Here is a 15,282-nt window from a genome sequence, read left to right on the forward strand (position 1 = left end):
ATACACAGTAAAATGCTCTCTCTTGTCATAGCTGAACTAGAGATCGGCTATTGATGTATTTTAAACAACTTACTATTAGGAGTTAACATGTCTCTAAGCGCTGAAGCAAAAGCGAAAATCGTCGCAGAATTTGGTCGTGACGGTAAAGATACGGGTTCATCTGAAGTACAAATCGCACTTTTAACCGCACAAATCAACCACTTACAAGGTCATTTCTCTGTACATAAGAAAGATCACCATGGCCGTCGTGGTTTGTTGCGTATGGTTTCTCGTCGTCGTAAACTGTTGGACTACTTAAAACGTACTGACGTTCAATTGTATCTTTCTACCATTGAACGCTTAGGTTTGCGTCGCTAATCTCTGCTTTGATTCAAAACCCTGCATTAGCAGGGTTTTTTTATACCCAAGGTATAGCATATTGACCGCACTTTGCATATTATTTCCGCAATTAAATCACTTGCGTTAAATTGATGGTTGACTTCATTAGGTGAAGTTTGTATCATCTGCACCACTTCAACGGAGGAATGGTCGAGTGGTTGAAGGCACCGGTCTTGAAAACCGGCGAGGGTTTATAGCCCTCCGTGAGTTCGAATCTCACTTCCTCCGCCATATTCTAAAAAACCGCACTTTACCATCAAAGTGCGGTTTTTACGTTTAGGCTTGAGCAAGTCTCGTTAAAAGTGCAGTATAAATATCACACACCGTGACAGTTGCCGTTCATCGAAATCAAACTCTGCTTGATGATGCTAGACCGCTTCATGCGTCCTCACGATGGAATAAATCATCTTAATAGTACGCGCGACAATTTTTTGCATTTTGTTTAAATTGTGTTATAAATATTCTGTGACACAAATCACAATTTTATTGTTTTAGAGGAGAATGCTATGGGCTGGATTGCAGCTATTATTGTTGGTGCGTTAATCGGTTGGATCGCTGAAAAAGTGATGAAAAGCGACATGGGGCTGTTGATGAACATCATCATCGGGATTATCGGTTCATCATTAGGTCGCTGGCTATTTGGCACCATTCTTGGATTTGACTCTGCCTACATGGCAGGTAGTTTCTCATTTGCAGGCCTGTTCTTCGGCGTACTGGGTGCGGCTGTCTTAATTTGGATTCTGCGCTTTTTCAAAATTTTGAAATAACACTTGATGTAAACCGCACTTTTAATGTGCGGTTTTATTTTGTCTTACAACGATGTACTACACCGCACTTAACACCCCAATTGGCAGCATGACGTTGCTGGCAGACGATGCCACCTTACGTTTTGCCTTGTTTGAACGTGAACGCCCCGTTATTCAATCACACTGGGTGCATGCGCCAAATCACGCCATATTAACGCAAGCGATAACCGCACTTTCGCGCTATTTCGCGGGTGAAAAAGTGCGGTTTGACACGCTGCCCATCGCGCCACAGGGCTCGGCGTTTCAGCGCCAAGTGTGGCAAGCGTTATGCTCGTTGGATTATGGCGAAAGTGTCAGCTACGGGCAACTGGCGGCGCGCATTGGGCGCAAAAGTGCGGTGCGGGCGTTGGCCAATGCCGTTGGGCAAAATCCTATCGGAATTATCATTCCTTGCCACCGTGTGTTGGGCAAAGGGCAAACGCTCACGGGATTTGGCGGTGGCTTGCCTGCCAAGCGCTATTTACTCCAGCTGGAAAATATTGCCTTTGTTGATCGCGGCAAAGAATATGTTAATCGCAAAGCGCATCAGGGGCTTTAAGGCGAAGCAACACCAGCACTTCATAATGGGCAGTGTGCGGGAACATATCAAATAACCGCACTTTTTGGCAGTGATAATGGGTTAACTGCGCCAAATCCTGCGCCATGCTGCGCGCATTGCAGCTCGAGTAAAGAATAAAGTGCGGTTGCAGTTGGTTTAAAAATGCCGCCAGTTCTTGCCCAATCCCACGCCGCGGCGGATTAACGATCACCAAATCGGGTTTCTCCGTATGGTTGACCACGCTCACCGCATCTAAGCTGGCGAACCGCACTTTGGTTTGCTTATTCACCAGCCCCATTTCGCGAGCAGATTGCGTTGCGCTTTCAATGGCGGGGGGTGAAATTTCAATCCCTGTCAGTGAAAGTAGCGCGTGTGGGTGGGCTGCGCGCAAGGCCTGCAAACAATGCAGCCCAAAGCCACCTACACCACAAAATAGATCCCAAATATGGGAAACAGGCAGCTCACTTACCCACGCTTGCGCTTGGTGATAAAGGGCGCTGGCCACCGTAGGGTTGGTTTGGAAAAAGCTATTCGGGCGCAAAAATAGCGGCACATCATTGAAGATTTCACAAAGTGCGGTCTGCGGCGTGAGTATGATCTCTTGCTCACCTTCCAAAATGGCGGCGTGCTGCGGCTGAATATTGACACTCACCACCGCCAACTGGGGCAAACGTGCTAACAGCGCTGGCAGTTCACGCGTAATCAGTGCTAACTTTTTATCACTATGCAGCACCCAGCGCAGCATATAGCGCCCACTGTGCTGGCTAAAACTGAGCAGGATATATTTCAACTCCCCTTTGCGTTTTGCTGGGTTATAAGGTACAAGACCAGCCCGTGCGATAAAATCTTTGAGTGCGACCATCAGTTGCTGCATGGCCGTTGGGTAAAGTGGGCAATAGCACAAATCAACTGCACTTTGGGGCATTTGAGGGTCTGGAATAATGCCTAAAATTGGGCGCTCTACGCTGCCACTCACCGCCATTTTGGCACGATTGCGAAAGGCTGCAAAGGGGGAGGCATAAGGCGGCAAAAACGCTTCATTTGCCACCTGCAAAGGCGCAAGCTGGCTGAGTAAGTGTGCGGACTTACGCGTAAGTTGCGTGTGGTAGTCAACCTCTAGCCACTGGCAAGAGTGGCATAATCCTTGACGATGATAATCACATGCCAGTTTAGCCATGGCGCGCTAACCACTGCTGCTGCAAAGCGTCTAACGTGCGCTGACTGTTGCGCCAACGCTGCGTTTGTTGCAATTCATGCAGTGAAAATGCCTGACGCTGATAAAGCGAATGTAACCGCACTTTTGCCGCCTGCGTTGGCGAATGTTGCAGCTGGTCAAACACCATCTCCACGCCTTTGCGTTCATTACACAGCAAGAGTAAATCACACCCAGCTTGCAATGCGCGCTGCGCACGCTCAACAAAATTGCCCATAAAGCCCGCGCCTTTCATGCCCAAATCATCGGAAAAAATTGCGCCGTCAAAGCCCAATTGTTGGCGCAGCACGTCTTTGAGCCAATAAGGTGAGCCGCTGGCTGGCTGATTGTCACATTGGGTGTAAATCACATGTGCGGGCATAATTGCGTCGAGTTTACGCCGCGCAATCAGTGTGGCGAACGGCTTAATATCCTGTGCGAAAATAACGTCTTTCGGGCGATCATCATAAGGCGTTTCTAAATGGGAATCGGCTAACACATAACCATGCCCTGGAAAATGCTTGCCTGTAGCGGCCATGCCTACCTCGTGCATGCCGTCAATAAAGGCTTCCGCCAGCTCGGTGGTCAGCTGAACATCACAGCCAAAACTGCGATCGCCAATCGCCTGACATTCATGCCCGAGATCCAACACTGGCGCAAAACTAAGATCAATGCCCAGTGCGGTCATTTCAGCGGCCATCAGCCAGCCCGCTTCTTTGGCATACAACGCGGCAGTGGCTCTGTCTTGTGCCAGCGTGGCAAAGGCTTGCATGGCGGGCAACTGCGTCAACCCTTGGCGAAAACGCTGCACGCGCCCCCCTTCTTGATCGACGGTGATCAACAATGGTTTTTTCACTTTTTTGCGCACATCGCGAATCAAGGCTTGCAGCTGTGCCACATCGTAAAAATTACGCGTAAACAAAATCACACCCGCACACAATGGGTGGGCGAGCAGTTCAATTTCATCTTGCGTAAGCTCATAACTTGCCAAATCAATAATTACACTCGACATGCTTTCGCTCCTCTTTTACCGCTTTTACCGCTCGCCACAAGTCATTCAGCAGACGTACCCACGGGATGTAGCTGGTGGTTAATTTCTTTAATTGCGTTGTTTTTTTAATCACCGTATTATCCGCCAAGTAATGCTGCCACAGCAATTGCTGCTGGCTTTGGTCAAGTTCATTGTTAACAATCACACTGGCGAGATCAAAAGCGGGATTAGACCAGCTGGCATATTCCCAATCCAGCCATATCAGGCGATTGTCAGGCGTGAGAACGATGTTGTGGTGGTGTAAATCATGGTGCCCAAGTGTTGTCAGCGCACTTTCTTTATAAGCAGGCAGTGCATCAAGCGCCAATAACCATTGACTTTGCGCCTCAGGTGGAATGCGCTGCAACAAAAAGAAAATATGCTGCATCAAGTCTAAGTGCGGTATGGCGTGCAGGTGCGCCTGTTCTTGTTGTGAAAATTGGTGCAACGTTTTAAGCTGCGCCGCCAATTGGGTTAACAAGGCATCATGCCATTGCGTCACGCCCTGCCCATCCACCCAGCGATAAACCACCCCGAGCGCATTATGCGCATAAAGTGTGGGTACAAATGCCAACGACGCAAGGCTTTCCATCAACACTGGCTCAAAACGCCGCTGAGCACCCAGCTCATCACGCGCTTCGGAAAAATAGCGCACAACATATTGCCCACCGTCTGCCAAGCTCACCTTAAAGGTATCTGGTACCAGCGCTAAAGCCTCACGGACCGCACTTTGCCACTGAAAATCCGTTTCAATGCGCGCGCGCAAATCACTCACGGCCTTTACCCATAATATAAATGCGGTAATTCTGACTGTCTGGCGTTGGCCTATGCAAGGCAATGCGTACCGCACTTTGCCCTTGCAAACTTACGCACAACCACGGCGGCGTTTGCGCCCAATCGGCCAATTGCGTCACGCCGTTGGCGTCATACCACGTAATTTGGTATTGCAGTGTAAGCAACTGATCGGTTACGTTTTTTAGTTCAACCTGTGTGTTGCCGGCGAATACACGCGTTTGCGCCGCCACCTGTGCATCAACATTGACAATTGGATGATCGCTGGCGAGATAACGCTGTGGCGCGCTAGAACAGGCACAGAGGAAAAGACAAAGTGCGGTTAAAATAGCGTTTTTCATCTTATTTTGCCAGCATTGGCCCCAACGGTTGCCCACCCACAAGGTGCATGTGAATATGAAACACCTCTTGCCCGCCGTGACGGTTACAATTCACAATCAAGCGGTAGCCATCGTCACTGATGCCCTGCTCTTTAGCAATTTTAGCCGCCACCACAAACAAATGCCCCAGTGCTTGCTCATCTTGCTCTGTCACATCGTTGACGGTTGGAATCAGCTTATTTGGAATAATCAAAATATGGGTTGGCGCCTGTGGCGAAATGTCATGAAATGCCGTGACCAAGTCATCTTGATAAACAATCTTGGCAGGGATCTCTTTGCGGATAATTTTACTAAAAATGGTTTCTTCAGCCATAGCTCACCTCATCGTATGTTAATGGCTTTAGAATAATCAAGTTTGCCGCCTTTAGCAAGGGCAAACTACGGCCACAAAAGTGCGGTTTTACCGTAAAAACACTCTATAAAATTTAACAAAAGTTTAAATTTATAACATTGTTTTAACAGTTATTTTTGATCTAAATCACATTTTTTTATAACAGCTCGTTTTCACGCAAAAAAGATTTGTCGGACGCGGCGTTGCCCCGTATAATGCTAAAAAAAATTAATAAATATTAAAATTTTTTTGAAATTGAGGGTCAAATCGAGCTTATGAGCGCAAACGAACAACCAAATAGCGTGATGTTAACGCCCACTCAAATGACTGCGGTTGCAGTGTCTGCTGGTGCTTATAAAGCGCGCAAAAATCAACTTCTCTCCTTTGTTTCTGCCATTGTTTCTGGCGCCTTTATTGCCATTGCATTTGTTTTTTATGCCACCACCCAAACAGGCACTGCTGATGTTGCTTGGGGCTTGGCCAAATTTGTCGGCGGCATTGTGTTCTCCCTTGGGATCATCATGGTGATTGTCTGCGGCACCGAGCTTTTCACCTCCAGCACCATGACTGTGCTGGCTAAAGTGGAAGGCAAAATCAGCTTTGTACAAATGTTTCGTAACTGGGCGGTGGTGTATGCTGGCAACTTGGTGGGCAGCTTGTTTATCGTGGCGCTCGTGTGGTTTGGTGGACAAACTATGGCAGACCACGGTCAATGGGGCTTAACCATTTTAAACACCGCACAACACAAAATTCATCACACTTGGCTTGAGGCCTTTTGCTTAGGCATTTTCTGTAATATTATGGTGTGTATCGCCATTTGGATGGCTTACTCTGGCAAAACATTGACTGATAAAATGTTAATCGCCATTTTACCGATTTCAATGTTTGTTGCATCAGGCTTTGAGCACTGTGTGGCAAATATGTTTATGATCCCAATGGGGATCGTTACCGCGCACAACAGTAGCGCAGAGTTTTGGCAAGCGATCGGGTTGAATGCTGCGCAGTATGCAGATTTAAACATCGGTCATTTCGTTCTCAACAATTTAATTCCTGTAACATTAGGCAATATTGTGGGTGGTTCGTTTTGTATTGCCTTGGTACAATGGTTTTTAAATCGGGAACATCACTGAGTTTTTCGGCACGCCTAGCGTGTCGGGTAATTTTTCAATTTCTTCTTTAAATAAGGAATGTTTATGACACAATTAACTGAGCAACAAATTACAGCCTGGGCCGGTTTCAAAGAAGGTGACTGGCAAAAAGAAGTCAACGTGCGTGACTTTATCCAAAAAAACTACACCCCTTATGAAGGTGACGAATCATTCTTAGCGGGTGCCACACAAGCCACTACTACCCTTTGGGACAAAGTAATGGAAGGCATCAAAGAAGAAAACCGCACTCATGAACCTTTGGATTTCGACACTGATCTGCCATCAACTATCACCTCTCACAAAGCAGGTTATATTGAAAAAGATCTTGAACAAATCGTTGGTCTTCAAACTGATGCGCCTTTAAAACGTGCTATCATCCCATTTGGTGGTATCAAAATGGTGGAAGGTTCATGTAAAGTTTATGGACGTGAACTTGATCCACAAGTGAAAAAAATCTTTACTGAATACCGTAAAACACACAACCAAGGTGTTTTCGATGTTTACACTCCAGATATCTTACGCTGCCGTAAATCAGGCGTGTTGACAGGTTTGCCTGATGCTTATGGCCGTGGCCGTATCATCGGTGACTACCGTCGTGTTGCCCTTTATGGTATCGACTATTTGATGGCAGATAAAAAAGCGCAATTTACTTCATTGCAACCTCGCCTCGAAAATGGTGAAGATTTGCAAATGACTATTCAATTGCGTGAAGAAATTGCTGAGCAACACAAAGCCCTTAATAAAATTAAAGAAATGGCTGCGACCTATGGTTGTGATATCTCAGGCCCTGCAAAAAATGCGAAAGAAGCCGTACAATGGACTTACTTTGGTTACTTAGCTGCAGTTAAATCACAAAATGGTGCTGCCATGTCATTTGGTCGCGTATCTTCATTCTTGGATATCTACATTGAACGTGACCTTAAAGAAGGCACTATCACTGAAGAACAAGCTCAAGAATTGATTGACCATTTGGTAATGAAATTGCGTATGGTGCGTTTCTTGCGTACCCCTGAATACGATCAACTCTTCTCAGGCGACCCAATTTGGGCAACTGAATCTCTTGGTGGTATGGGCTTAGACGGTCGTACATTAGTGACTAAAAACACCTTCCGTTTCCTTAACACCCTTTACACCATGGGTCCAAGCCCAGAACCAAACATGACCATTTTGTGGTCTGAACAATTGCCTGATGCGTTCAAACGTTTCTGTGCAAAAGTGTCTATCGACACTTCATCTGTGCAATATGAAAACGATGACTTAATGCGCCCAGACTTCAACAGCGATGACTACGCTATCGCCTGTTGCGTGAGCCCAATGGTTGTGGGTAAACAAATGCAGTTCTTCGGTGCACGTGCTAACCTTGCAAAAACTATGCTTTACACCATCAACGGTGGTATCGATGAGAAAAATGGTATGCAAGTTGCTCCTAAAGCTGAACCAATCACCTCTGAATACTTAGATTTTGACGAAGTGATGACCAAAATGGACAGCTTCATGGATTGGTTAGCTCGTCAATATGTAACCGCACTTAACATCATCCATTACATGCACGATAAATACAGCTACGAAGCCTCACTCATGGCCTTGCATGACCGTGATGTTTATCGCACCATGGCGTGTGGTATCGCAGGTCTTTCCGTTGCTGCTGACTCACTTTCAGCGATCAAATATGCCAAAGTAAAACCAATTCGTGGCGACATCAAAGATAAAGATGGTAATGTTGTTGCGAAAAACGTTGCACTTGACTTTGAAATCGAAGGTGAATATCCACAATTCGGTAACAACGACCCACGTGTTGATGAACTCGCATGCGACTTGGTTGAACGTTTCATGAAGAAAATTCAAAAACTTAAAACCTACCGCAATGCTGTGCCTACACAATCTGTGTTGACCATCACCTCTAACGTGGTTTACGGTAAGAAAACAGGTAACACCCCTGACGGTCGTCGCGCAGGTGCGCCATTTGGACCTGGTGCTAACCCAATGCACGGACGTGATCAAAAAGGTGCTGTAGCATCACTGACCTCTGTTGCTAAACTGCCATTTGCCTACGCAAAAGACGGTATCTCATACACCTTCTCAATCGTGCCAAATGCACTGGGTAAAGATTACGAAGCACAAAAACGTAACTTAGCAGGCTTGATGGACGGCTACTTCCACCACGAAGCAACCATCGAAGGCGGACAACACTTGAACGTCAACGTAATGAACCGTGAAATGCTGTTAGATGCAATGGAAAATCCTGAGAAATATCCTCAATTGACTATCCGTGTATCTGGTTATGCTGTACGTTTCAACTCGCTCACTAAAGAGCAACAACAAGACGTTATCACCCGTACCTTTACACAAACTATGTAATAAAGTGCGGTAACGCCAAAAACAAAACGCCCCTTATGGGGCGTTTTTTATAAAAGGAAATTATATGTTATTTGAATTCATAATTTCGTTAATTTTTATAATATGTATAATAGCAGCATTAATATTTGACTATAAAAAAATAGAAAAAGCGATAATCATGATTATCATATTATTATTGAATATAGGATTATCACTTTATGTTAAAAATAACATAGATAAAACCAATTTTTTTGACATCACAAACCCTCCTGTACTGTTCTTATTAACTTACATTATAAATCTAGCATATTTCATATGGCTATTAAGATCATCTCACAAAGTAATATTTTACTATAAAAAATTTAAATGGCTAATATCATATACAATACCTTTATCTGGACTAATAATTTATTTGATTTATCCAATCATCACCTCCAATATAAGTCTAAATGAAACAATAGAGCTCTATACTTTTTCCTCATCATTATATTTTAATGATTTTAAATCTTTAGTTATGCCAATTATAATCTCCCCATATATTTTAGGCTTTATTTTAATCATAACGAATGCCGCTTACTTAATTTCTGTAATAATAGACTATAAAAATTATAGAAAAAAATTATTTGATATAACTGTAAATATAATTATCCTTATAATAAGCTATTCATATATAGTTCAATATTCGAAGTGGATACATAAAGTAGGAAATGAAGAAGAAACTACTAAATTATTAGTCTCTATTGAATATATTCCTATTTCTGATAATTGTAGTTACCTAAAAACACTTAAATTGGATAAATATACAAAAATAAAATTCATTGAATTTAATAATGTATCGATTGCAGAACCAATATGGAAAGAGAATATGCCACATGATAATCAAGAAAATATTCTTAAATATCAATTTAGTAAAAAGCTAGTACCATGCTATAAGTAACATTAATATGGTACTTTACTTTTCCGTATAAAGTATAAATTGATATTGCTCCGTATTGAGATTATAACGTAGGTGATAGACTGCTTTTTTTGCTACATTAACATTCATCTGATGAGGCTCACTCACCTCATCGCTTTGTGCTTGTACCACTAATCTAACCTGCCCTACTGGTAAATAAATGGCTTGCTCGCCTTGAAAAGAAAAGGGGCTGACATTAATGCCGTTGTACGACAACACATCCACTCTATCGGCAAAACCTGACTGATGAGATGAAAGCACCACCACACTCTGCTCATGCTGGTCAAGACGCGCTTTTTCTCGTCGGTTACGTAGCACATTACCGATAAACCAAAAGCCAAGCAGTACAAGTACCGCCAGCGCAATAACCCAAATAATATTATCCATAACGCCTCCTTGTGAGAATGAAGTTACACTCACTATAGCATTTCCTTGAAATCAAACTCAAATAGCGGGCAACAAAAAGCCCGATGAAATCGGGCTTAACGGTTAGTTCGATGAGAATATATTTTTAAACGACTGCCACCAGCTGTGTTCGTCGTCGAGTTCAATTGGTTTGACGTCGCCTTTTTGTACTTCTGGCAACGGTTTGTCTAAGGTGAAGTCACTGACGTTGCCTTGTTGTGAGAAGGTGACCGTTAATGTACGCTGCACAGGCTCTTGATGGCCCTTTTGTTGTAAGAAGACGTAATACCACACATAACGGTTGTATGGATCAATCAATAGTGGGGTACCGAGCAGATATTGCACCTGTTGCGGCGTCATGCCAACTTGGAGCTGGTCAACTTGATCTTGCTGTAGGTAGTTTCCTTGTGGTACATCAATCCGATAGACCAGCTTATTATACAATGAGCAAGAACTGACACTCACTGCGATGAACGTCAAGGCGAGAAGAGATTTTATACGCATAAGTTTACCTTTTCCATCTAGGTTGGCTTAACCGCAAAACGGCATGCTGTTTTCAATACGGTTTATAATGCCAAAAAGTGAGAGCTTTTTCTACTCATATGTGCATATGAAGCTAAAAAATCCAACCGCACTTTAGTTTTGTTCACGTTTGGCAAAGCGTTGTAGCTGATCGCGTAAATTCGCAGGCAGCCCCTTGAGCAATAACGTATCAGCCTGTTCATCCCAAATTAGGCGTTCACCCAGCAATGCCGCATCAAAGTTGATAGTCACACCTTTACCTGAACCTGAATATTTTGTTAGGCTTTTAAGTGCACTTTGCACGGGTGGAATTTGCTCTGCAAGATCGTACTCCTGTGTTTGGCTAAACGCACTAAATGCCTGCTCATTCAGCACAGGTAAAGTCGACGAGAGATCAGCAAGCACAATTTCTTCCCCTGCTTTGAGTTGCCCTTTGCAATAATCAAAAGTTTGCGCTTTAACCGCCTGAGTTTGTTGCGCGTTAAGTTCACCTTGCTGGCAAAAATCATCGACGGCTTGTAATAAAGTCAAATTTTGCTGTTTTGCGTCAAACCCTGGCTCAGCACCAAGAAAATCCATAAAGAAATCCGCCACTTTTCGCCCAACGCGACCTTTGAGATAACTCAGATAACGTTTATCACTGGCATCTACTTGCAATTGAGTCAAATTAATACGCGCGGCGATGTCAAATTGCGCCATGTTGAGATAAGAAACTTGATGAATGTCTAGCGCTTCATCAACAAGTACGCTCTCACGGTTATCCAAAAGTGCAATAAACAGATATTGGGTGGCCAAAAAAGTGTAGTGACAGAAAATAAAGCTGCCACTTTCAGCAAAATTGTATTGCCCTAACTCTTGACTCAGTGCTTGCGCACTTTGCTGACTAAATAATAAAAAATCCAGTTCGCCTTCTAGGTATTGATTTAAGTTTTGCGCAAAACGAGATTCTTGTTTAAACACGCCGTAGGCTTGCGCTTTGCCTTGGTAATGTTGGTGTAAGGTCAACATCATTTGCAAGATGTCGTCTTCCACCACCAGCGGTTTAGCACGCAGGCGCGTTTTTAGTGTGACCGCCTCGCCGTCAGAATGGCTGCGTTCAAGTTGGTGGAGAATAATTGCCTTTACATCAATACTCATAATCTGTGCCTAAGTTGAAAAATTTGTCGACATTATACCGAATTTTGTTGTGCTTTTTTAGCTGTCAAAAAAAATTTGTGCTACTATATCACGATAAATAATCCTATTTGCTCGCAAACTCAAGCTAAGAAAAAACATGGCAAGACAATCAAAATATTCCGACACACAAGTGCGTGCATTACTGCAAGATTTGGCGGCAGTACTTGAACAACACCACGCCAGCGTTGACCTCGCCTTGATGGCGTTGGGGGATACGGTAACCAATCTGTTGAAATCCAGTGTTGCACCTGCGCAGCAACAAGCCTTGGTAGAGACTTTCTGTCGCGCATTGCAACAGTCGTTTAAAACGCATCACTGAGTGCAGGCAAACATGTTGAAGGTGTCGCGCCAATACTGGGAAGCCATCTCGCACAAAATTGCGTGGGGGCATTGGTTTGCACTATTTAATATTATTTTTGCCATCTTAATTGGCGCGCGTTACGCATTTATTAGCGACTGGCCTGACACCTTTATTGGCCGATTTTATTTTATTATCAATATCCTAGGGCATTTTAGCTTTATTGTTTTTGCACTTTATCTGCTAGTGCTCTTCCCTTTAAGTTTTCTTATCAAAAATCCCACCACTTTCCGTGGGATAAGCGTTATTTTTGCAACCATTGGGCTGACATTGTTACTGTTTGACAGTGAAGTGTTTTATCGTTTTAATCTGCACTTATCAATTCTGATTTGGGATATTTTAGTCAATCCTGACAATGGACGACTAGCACGCAATTGGGAAATCTTCTTTGCGCCGATGCCATTCATTTTGATGGTATCGATGATTTTCTCGCGTTGGAGTTGGGAGAAATTACGCAGCCTTGAGCGGCAAAAATGGGTTAAAGGTGTCGTATTTGTGCTCACTCTATGTTTTATTTGCTCACATTTAATCTACGCATGGGCTGATGCTTATTTTTACCGCCCTGTCACCGCGCAACGGGCTAATTTACCCTTAGCCTACCCGATGACTGCACGAACTTTCTTGCAAAAAAATCAACTGTTGGATAAAGAAATCTATTTCGATCGTCTTTCACAAACTGGGCGATTAGATGCGCCTGCGTTGGACTACCCGAAAACCGCACTTCATTATGCACCGACACAACAAATGCCGTTGCAAAATATTTTGCTCGTCAATATTTCGGGGCTACGTTTTGATGCGTTGCAAAGTGGCACAATGCCCACTCTGCACGATTTTGCCGAACAGCACATTCAGCTCACCAACAATTACAGTGGCAGTAACGAGCAAGATGGAGCGCTGCTTAGCCTGTTCTATGGTCTCAACGCAAACTATTTAGACAGTGTTTTAAACCAAAAAATTCAGCCTGTGTGGTTTGATCGCATGCATGATCTAGGCTACCAATTTGGTGCTTTTGCCAACGCCAGTAGCACACTGTATAAAAACACGCTGTTTGGCAATGCCTTAAATGTGATTCACGATGATGACAAACGCACCCATGCTTGGCTGAATTGGCTACATGCCTACAAACAAGCACAAACGCCATGGTTTAGCTATGTGCAATTTGATCTGATCAGTGCTATGAAGAATGTGCTCAATGCCAGCGAAGACAAGAAAGAAGCGGAATATGCCCGACAATTACAGCGCATTGATGGCTATCTAGCGCAAATGCTCGCACAGATTAATCAAAGTGCACCCGATACGGTTGTGATCATCACCGCTGATCAAGGCTATTCTTTTAATGCAAAATTCCAGCAAGATAGCAACTATTTTGGACAAGATCGTATCCAAGTTCCCCTTGTTATGCAATGGCGCGGACACGGTTCGGGGCATTATGCCAGCATTACCTCATTGATGGACATTGTGCCCAGCGTGATGCAAGATGTGTTCGCAATAGAAAATCGTAATGGCGATTATACCCAAGGGCGTAACCTATTCTCGGCGGACAATGCCTCTTGGGTGTTTGCCTCTAACCAACGCTGGAATGTGATTATAGCCCGTGATGGGACACAGTACCAGCTGGATTCAAAAGGGGAATACTTCCAGTTTGACGCTCAACATCGGCTCATGCCATCAGAAAAACCACCACTTGAGCTATTTTTGCAAGTGTTTAATCGTGATCGCAACTTTCTTGCGCGATAATGCCCTGCGCGCAGGCATAGGCGGAGCTCCACGCCCACTGAAAGTTATAGCCGCCCAGCCAGCCCGTCACGTCCAGCACTTCACCGATGAAATACAATTTGGGCTGCGTTGAGGTCTGCATTGTTTTGGATGAAATCTGCGCTGTATCCACGCCCCCCAAAGTGACTTCGGCGCTGCGATACCCTTCGGTGCCGTTAGGATAAAATGGCCAATGATGGATCAACTGCGCCAGTGAATTTAATGCGCTATTACTAAGATCAGCCAAAAGGCAATCATTAAACGCCTGTTTCTCCGCCCACAGTGCTACCAAACGCTTAGGTAAAAATTGGCAAAGTGCGGTTTTTAATTGCTGTTTTGGTGCACACTGACGCAAGCGATTGAGTGCAGCTTGTATGTTTTGTTGTGGCAATAAATCAATATGCACAGGCTCATTATTCTGCCAATAATTGGAAATTTGCAATATCGCAGGGCCTGACAGCCCACGGTGCGTGAACAACATTTGATGACTAAATTGCATACCGCACTTTGCTTGCACCATAACGGGCAGCGCAACCCCCGCCAGCGACGCCAAATCAGCATCTACCTCGCGGAAGGTAAACGGCACCAAACTGGCTCTTGGCGCACGAACATTTAAGCCAAATTGCTCCGCCAGCTGATAACCCAGAGCACTGGCGCCCAATTTCGGCATGGAAAGCCCACCTGTTGCCACAACAAGATGTGATGCCTGATACAACTGATTTGCTGCAATGGCAAAGTGCGGTTCGTGATAACTGACGCTTTCCACCGCCTCACGCAAGGCAATGGTCACATCGCCTTTGTCACACTCGCTTTGCAGCAATCGAATAATTTCACTCGCCCCCAAATCGCAAAACAGCTGTCCATGCTCTTTTTCGTGATAAGCAATCTGATATTGATTGACTAGCGCGATGAAATCCCACTGGGTAAAACGGGAAAGTGCGGATTTAACAAAGTGCGGGTTGGCGGACAAATAGTGTTCAGCCCCCACATCAAGGTTGGTAAAATTACAAAAACCGCCCCCCGACATTAAAATTTTGCGCCCAATTTTTTTGCCGCTATCAAGCACCAACACGCGCAAGCCCGCCTGCCCAAGCACCCCAGCGCAAAACAGCCCTGCAGCACCTGCGCCAATGATGGCAACATCATATGTTTTGCTCATATTTAATCTTAAAGTGCGGT

General features: G+C 44.5%; 17 protein-coding genes and 1 tRNA gene. 9 read left to right on the forward strand and 9 right to left on the reverse strand.

What is annotated here, in order from left to right; translation table 11 throughout:
- The first annotated feature begins 87 nt into the window (after positions 1 to 87).
- The 4 genes from rpsO (at position 88) to HPC38_RS00580 (ending at position 1,722) form a co-directional block, all read left to right on the forward strand.
- Positions 88 to 357: a 30S ribosomal protein S15 gene (rpsO, locus tag HPC38_RS00565; protein WP_208119337.1), complete on the forward strand. Its 270-nt coding sequence runs from the start codon at positions 88 to 90 to the stop codon at positions 355 to 357.
- A 161-nt stretch (positions 358 to 518) separates the two neighbouring features.
- Positions 519 to 609, forward strand: a tRNA-Ser gene (locus HPC38_RS00570).
- A 275-nt stretch (positions 610 to 884) separates the two neighbouring features.
- Complete coding sequence (locus HPC38_RS00575; protein WP_208119338.1) at positions 885 to 1,145, forward strand: GlsB/YeaQ/YmgE family stress response membrane protein; 261 nt, start codon at positions 885 to 887, stop codon at positions 1,143 to 1,145.
- A 52-nt stretch (positions 1,146 to 1,197) separates the two neighbouring features.
- Positions 1,198 to 1,722, forward strand: a complete 525-nt coding sequence (locus HPC38_RS00580; protein WP_208119339.1) for a methylated-DNA--[protein]-cysteine S-methyltransferase — start codon at positions 1,198 to 1,200, stop codon at positions 1,720 to 1,722.
- On the opposite strand, the gene rlmC is transcribed toward HPC38_RS00580, so the two are convergent.
- From rlmC to hinT, 5 genes are read right to left on the reverse strand one after another with little or no spacing between them, the layout of a single operon-like run.
- Positions 1,694 to 2,899 (reverse strand): 23S rRNA (uracil(747)-C(5))-methyltransferase RlmC, encoded by a 1,206-nt coding sequence (rlmC, locus tag HPC38_RS00585; protein WP_208119340.1) that lies wholly within the window; start codon positions 2,897 to 2,899, stop codon positions 1,694 to 1,696. The two genes, HPC38_RS00580 and rlmC, sit on opposite strands and share 29 nt — an antisense overlap.
- A complete protein-coding gene (gene nagZ / locus HPC38_RS00590) occupies positions 2,892 to 3,926 on the reverse strand; it encodes a beta-N-acetylhexosaminidase (protein ID WP_208119341.1) in 1,035 nt (344 codons plus the stop codon). The genes rlmC and nagZ overlap by 8 nt, the downstream gene beginning before the upstream one ends.
- Positions 3,907 to 4,719: a phosphotransferase gene (locus HPC38_RS00595; RefSeq protein WP_208119342.1), complete on the reverse strand. Its 813-nt coding sequence runs from the start codon at positions 4,717 to 4,719 to the stop codon at positions 3,907 to 3,909. Before HPC38_RS00595 ends, nagZ begins: the two co-directional genes overlap by 20 nt.
- Positions 4,712 to 5,077, reverse strand: coding sequence for a DUF1425 domain-containing protein (locus tag HPC38_RS00600; protein WP_208119343.1), 366 nt, complete (start codon positions 5,075 to 5,077; stop codon positions 4,712 to 4,714). Before HPC38_RS00600 ends, HPC38_RS00595 begins: the two co-directional genes overlap by 8 nt.
- A 1-nt stretch (position 5,078) precedes the next feature.
- On the reverse strand, positions 5,079 to 5,429 hold the full coding sequence (gene hinT, locus HPC38_RS00605) for a purine nucleoside phosphoramidase (protein ID WP_208119344.1): 351 nt from the start codon (positions 5,427 to 5,429) through the stop codon (positions 5,079 to 5,081).
- Between the two features lie 323 nt (positions 5,430 to 5,752).
- On the opposite strand from hinT, the gene focA reads away from it, so the two are divergent.
- The 3 genes from focA to HPC38_RS00620 all read left to right on the forward strand — a co-directional run bounded on the left by focA (position 5,753) and on the right by HPC38_RS00620 (position 9,869).
- A complete protein-coding gene (gene focA / locus HPC38_RS00610) occupies positions 5,753 to 6,577 on the forward strand; it encodes a formate transporter FocA (protein ID WP_408021831.1) in 825 nt (274 codons plus the stop codon).
- Between the two features lie 63 nt (positions 6,578 to 6,640).
- Positions 6,641 to 8,953: a formate C-acetyltransferase gene (gene pflB / locus HPC38_RS00615; protein WP_208119346.1), complete on the forward strand. Its 2,313-nt coding sequence runs from the start codon at positions 6,641 to 6,643 to the stop codon at positions 8,951 to 8,953.
- A 64-nt stretch (positions 8,954 to 9,017) separates the two neighbouring features.
- The gene (locus HPC38_RS00620; RefSeq protein ID WP_208119347.1) at positions 9,018 to 9,869 is read left to right on the forward strand and encodes a hypothetical protein; all 852 of its coding nucleotides are present in this window, start codon (positions 9,018 to 9,020) and stop codon (positions 9,867 to 9,869) included.
- Between the two features lie 15 nt (positions 9,870 to 9,884).
- Here HPC38_RS00620 and HPC38_RS00625 read toward each other — a convergent pair whose 3' ends face one another.
- The 3 genes from HPC38_RS00625 to yejK form a co-directional block, all read right to left on the reverse strand.
- Positions 9,885 to 10,274 (reverse strand): hypothetical protein, encoded by a 390-nt coding sequence (locus HPC38_RS00625; protein WP_208119348.1) that lies wholly within the window; start codon positions 10,272 to 10,274, stop codon positions 9,885 to 9,887.
- 102 nt (positions 10,275 to 10,376) lie between these two features.
- Positions 10,377 to 10,796 carry an outer membrane protein assembly factor BamE gene (gene bamE / locus HPC38_RS00630; protein WP_208119349.1) on the reverse strand — a complete coding sequence of 140 codons (420 nt, stop codon included), beginning with the start codon at positions 10,794 to 10,796 and terminating at the stop codon, positions 10,377 to 10,379.
- Positions 10,797 to 10,928: 132 nt separating this feature from the next.
- Positions 10,929 to 11,951 carry a nucleoid-associated protein YejK gene (yejK, locus tag HPC38_RS00635; protein ID WP_208119350.1) on the reverse strand — a complete coding sequence of 341 codons (1,023 nt, stop codon included), beginning with the start codon at positions 11,949 to 11,951 and terminating at the stop codon, positions 10,929 to 10,931.
- A 136-nt stretch (positions 11,952 to 12,087) separates the two neighbouring features.
- Between yejK and HPC38_RS00640 the strand changes: the two genes are divergently transcribed.
- Together HPC38_RS00640 and HPC38_RS00645 are read left to right on the forward strand one after the other, a co-directional pair.
- Positions 12,088 to 12,309: a YejL family protein gene (locus HPC38_RS00640; RefSeq protein ID WP_208119351.1), complete on the forward strand. Its 222-nt coding sequence runs from the start codon at positions 12,088 to 12,090 to the stop codon at positions 12,307 to 12,309.
- A gap of 12 nt (positions 12,310 to 12,321) precedes the next feature.
- Complete coding sequence (locus tag HPC38_RS00645) at positions 12,322 to 14,085, forward strand: DUF3413 domain-containing protein (RefSeq protein ID WP_208119352.1); 1,764 nt, start codon at positions 12,322 to 12,324, stop codon at positions 14,083 to 14,085.
- On the opposite strand, the gene HPC38_RS00650 is transcribed toward HPC38_RS00645, so the two are convergent.
- On the reverse strand, positions 14,054 to 15,262 hold the full coding sequence (locus HPC38_RS00650; RefSeq protein ID WP_208119353.1) for a BaiN/RdsA family NAD(P)/FAD-dependent oxidoreductase: 1,209 nt from the start codon (positions 15,260 to 15,262) through the stop codon (positions 14,054 to 14,056). The genes HPC38_RS00645 and HPC38_RS00650 overlap by 32 nt on opposite strands.
- Positions 15,263 to 15,282: the final 20 nt, after the last annotated feature.

Origin of the sequence: Spirabiliibacterium pneumoniae, from assembly GCF_014884995.1 — a bacterium.
Taxonomy (GTDB): Bacteria; Pseudomonadota; Gammaproteobacteria; order Enterobacterales; family Pasteurellaceae; genus Spirabiliibacterium; species Spirabiliibacterium pneumoniae.

Excerpts from the sequence above, each read along its gene's own strand:
- rpsO (WP_208119337.1), top strand. The coding sequence starts at position 88 with ATGTCTCTAAGCGCTGAAGCAAAAGCGAAAATCGTCGCAGAATTTGGT.
- HPC38_RS00575 (WP_208119338.1), top strand. The coding sequence starts at position 885 with ATGGGCTGGATTGCAGCTATTATTGTTGGTGCGTTAATCGGTTGGATC.
- HPC38_RS00580 (WP_208119339.1), top strand. The coding sequence starts at position 1,198 with ATGTACTACACCGCACTTAACACCCCAATTGGCAGCATGACGTTGCTG.
- rlmC (WP_208119340.1), bottom strand. The coding sequence starts at position 2,899 with ATGGCTAAACTGGCATGTGATTATCATCGTCAAGGATTATGCCACTCT.
- nagZ (WP_208119341.1), bottom strand. The coding sequence starts at position 3,926 with ATGTCGAGTGTAATTATTGATTTGGCAAGTTATGAGCTTACGCAAGAT.
- HPC38_RS00600 (WP_208119343.1), bottom strand. The coding sequence starts at position 5,077 with ATGAAAAACGCTATTTTAACCGCACTTTGTCTTTTCCTCTGTGCCTGT.
- hinT (WP_208119344.1), bottom strand. The coding sequence starts at position 5,429 with ATGGCTGAAGAAACCATTTTTAGTAAAATTATCCGCAAAGAGATCCCT.
- focA (WP_408021831.1), top strand. The coding sequence starts at position 5,753 with ATGTTAACGCCCACTCAAATGACTGCGGTTGCAGTGTCTGCTGGTGCT.
- pflB (WP_208119346.1), top strand. The coding sequence starts at position 6,641 with ATGACACAATTAACTGAGCAACAAATTACAGCCTGGGCCGGTTTCAAA.
- HPC38_RS00620 (WP_208119347.1), top strand. The coding sequence starts at position 9,018 with ATGTTATTTGAATTCATAATTTCGTTAATTTTTATAATATGTATAATA.
- HPC38_RS00625 (WP_208119348.1), bottom strand. The coding sequence starts at position 10,274 with ATGGATAATATTATTTGGGTTATTGCGCTGGCGGTACTTGTACTGCTT.
- bamE (WP_208119349.1), bottom strand. The coding sequence starts at position 10,796 with ATGCGTATAAAATCTCTTCTCGCCTTGACGTTCATCGCAGTGAGTGTC.
- yejK (WP_208119350.1), bottom strand. The coding sequence starts at position 11,951 with ATGAGTATTGATGTAAAGGCAATTATTCTCCACCAACTTGAACGCAGC.
- HPC38_RS00640 (WP_208119351.1), top strand. The coding sequence starts at position 12,088 with ATGGCAAGACAATCAAAATATTCCGACACACAAGTGCGTGCATTACTG.
- HPC38_RS00645 (WP_208119352.1), top strand. The coding sequence starts at position 12,322 with ATGTTGAAGGTGTCGCGCCAATACTGGGAAGCCATCTCGCACAAAATT.
- HPC38_RS00650 (WP_208119353.1), bottom strand. The coding sequence starts at position 15,262 with ATGAGCAAAACATATGATGTTGCCATCATTGGCGCAGGTGCTGCAGGG.